This window comes from Lysobacter cavernae, assembly GCF_042648505.1.
GTDB lineage: Bacteria > Pseudomonadota > Gammaproteobacteria > Xanthomonadales > Xanthomonadaceae > Lysobacter_L > Lysobacter_L cavernae.
In genome coordinates this window covers 1-1,813 of sequence record NZ_JBHRXK010000022.1, presented here as the reverse complement: position 1 = coordinate 1,813, position 1,813 = coordinate 1, and the positions used below count along the sequence as shown (strand labels likewise).

At 54.9% G+C, this 1,813-nt stretch carries 4 protein-coding genes; all 4 read right to left on the bottom strand.

Annotation, left to right across the window (positions count from 1 at the left end; translation table 11 throughout):
- Positions 1-128: 128 nt before the first annotated feature.
- The 4 genes from ACFOLC_RS16080 to ACFOLC_RS16065 all read right to left on the bottom strand — a co-directional run bounded on the left by ACFOLC_RS16080 (position 129) and on the right by ACFOLC_RS16065 (position 1,657).
- The gene (locus ACFOLC_RS16080; protein WP_386760278.1) at positions 129-464 is read right to left on the bottom strand and encodes a hypothetical protein; all 336 of its coding nucleotides are present in this window, start codon (positions 462-464) and stop codon (positions 129-131) included.
- Positions 465-573: 109 nt separating this feature from the next.
- On the bottom strand, positions 574-840 hold the full coding sequence (locus tag ACFOLC_RS16075; RefSeq protein ID WP_386760277.1) for a VOC family protein: 267 nt from the start codon (positions 838-840) through the stop codon (positions 574-576).
- A 217-nt stretch (positions 841-1,057) separates the two neighbouring features.
- Positions 1,058-1,357, bottom strand: coding sequence for an addiction module antidote protein (locus tag ACFOLC_RS16070; RefSeq protein WP_386760276.1), 300 nt, complete (start codon positions 1,355-1,357; stop codon positions 1,058-1,060).
- A 3-nt stretch (positions 1,358-1,360) separates the two neighbouring features.
- Positions 1,361-1,657 (bottom strand): type II toxin-antitoxin system RelE/ParE family toxin, encoded by a 297-nt coding sequence (locus ACFOLC_RS16065; RefSeq protein WP_386760275.1) that lies wholly within the window; start codon positions 1,655-1,657, stop codon positions 1,361-1,363.
- Positions 1,658-1,813: the final 156 nt, after the last annotated feature.

Sequence of the window (1,813 nt, the reverse complement as noted above, 5' to 3'; positions counted from 1 at the left end):
GAGCCGTGCGCGATAGCGGGCGGCAGAGCGCGCGCAGAAATTGCATGCCATAGACCCCAAGAAAGCCGCGTGGGGCCTAACGCCTGAATTAAGCCGAACCGCGAAGCGGTTTCGGCTTGAATGAATTGTTAGGCCCCACTATAGGGGAGCGCTCTGACCTCAGCAAGGTAACGCTCCTTGGCATATGAAAAGTCGATTAGTGCCTTATCTTTGCGCAAAGATACGTACTGGAGCTCGTACATCAGTAGCAAAATTAAGAAAAAGAAGTTCGGCGCAGAGGTGGTGTAAGTTGCGACTGAGTAGAGAGCGATGATGCCAAGTGCGATAAGACGAAGCTTTGAGGCGCTATCAATGGTCGGAACCTCATTTCTTGGGCGGCCCACATAGGCAGCAATCCACTCTTTTGGGAGTGAGCGGATTTGCTCGTCAGTAAGGTCTTTCAGAAGAACGTCGATTGCTTTCATGGGGCCTAACGCCTGAGTTAAGCCGAACCGCGTAGTGGAGGCAAAGGCATGGCAAGCTTTTCCTGCCATGCCTTTGCCGTAACGAAGCGGTTTCGGCTTGAACGAATTGTTAGGCCGCAGACAGCGCACTGAGCATGACGTAGTAACCGTCAGGATCACGCAGCGCAAACTCTCTGGTGCCCGTATTGGGATTGATATCCGGCTCTGCTTCAAGCGCCGCGACAAGGCTGTGCGCCCGTTGTAGCGCTTGGTCAAAGTCAGTCACGCGGAAGAATAGCAGCAAGCCGTTGCCGGGCTCGGCACGCTCCGGGCCTGTCAGGGTGGGGGCACAGCAAGACGGTCCCGTCCGCGTCGAGGATTTGGCCAAAGTAATCATGGGCAGGCGTCGTGGCGGGCAGTCCCAGGAGCGACTGGTGCCACGTGAAGGAGCGGGTTACGTTTGCCACGCCGATGATTGTCCACAAGCGCGTCATATCTTGCTCCTGCGGCCTAACGCCTGAGTTAAGCCGACTTGCGTAGTGGAGGCAAAAGCGTGGCAAGATTTTTCTGCCACGCTTTTGCTGTAACGAAGCAAGTTCGGCTTGAACGAATTGTTAGACCGCTGCCACGGTGATTTTCAGGCCGAGGGCATGCGCAACCTTAGATACGGTGGCAAAACTGGGATTGCCCTGACCAGAAAGTGCCTTGTACAGCCCCATGCGGGTCATGCCAGTTTTCTCGGCTAGTTGCGTCATATTGCGCGCACGAGCCACGTCTCCAAGAGCGGCGACGAGCAATGTAGGATCATCTTCTTCGGCGCATGCTGTGAGATAGGCCGCAATGTCTGCTTCCGTCTCCAGGTAATCGGCAGTGTCGTAACGGCTGAACGTCTCTTTTGTTTTTGCCTTGGCCATGTCTTAGCCCTCCCACTGCTTGGCAATATCTTGCGCAAGCTTGATATCTTGATCTTGGGTGGATTTGGTGCCGCCGCATAGCAGCAGCACAAGTGTTTGATTGCGGTAGGTGTAATAAACCCGGTACCCGGGGCCATAGTCGATTTTCATTTCAGAGACACCGCCCTTGAGCGCGCGGTGCTGACCAGGGTTCTCAAGCGACAGTCGGCGAATGCGGACCTCGATGCGTGCTTTTGCTTGTCGATCACGCAAAGCGCGCAACCAAGCGTCGAAGGTGTCGCTCTTGAGGATTTCGAACATGGCTGGATAGTAAACCGTGGTTGACTATGTGTCAACTGCAGTTGTCTGCCTACAGCGGTCTAACGCCTGAGTTAAGCCGACTTGCGTAGTGGAGGCAAAGGCATGGCAAGCTTTTCCTGCCATGCCTTTGCCGTAACGAAGCAAGTTCGGCTTGAA

What these genes read in the sequence shown, in the direction of transcription:
- ACFOLC_RS16080 (WP_386760278.1), bottom strand. Translation starts at nt 464, where the DNA reads ATGAAAGCAATCGACGTTCTTCTGAAAGACCTTACTGACGAGCAAATC.
- ACFOLC_RS16065 (WP_386760275.1), bottom strand. Translation starts at nt 1,657, where the DNA reads ATGTTCGAAATCCTCAAGAGCGACACCTTCGACGCTTGGTTGCGCGCT.
- ACFOLC_RS16070 (WP_386760276.1), bottom strand. Translation starts at nt 1,357, where the DNA reads ATGGCCAAGGCAAAAACAAAAGAGACGTTCAGCCGTTACGACACTGCC.
- ACFOLC_RS16075 (WP_386760277.1), bottom strand. Translation starts at nt 840, where the DNA reads ATGATTACTTTGGCCAAATCCTCGACGCGGACGGGACCGTCTTGCTGT.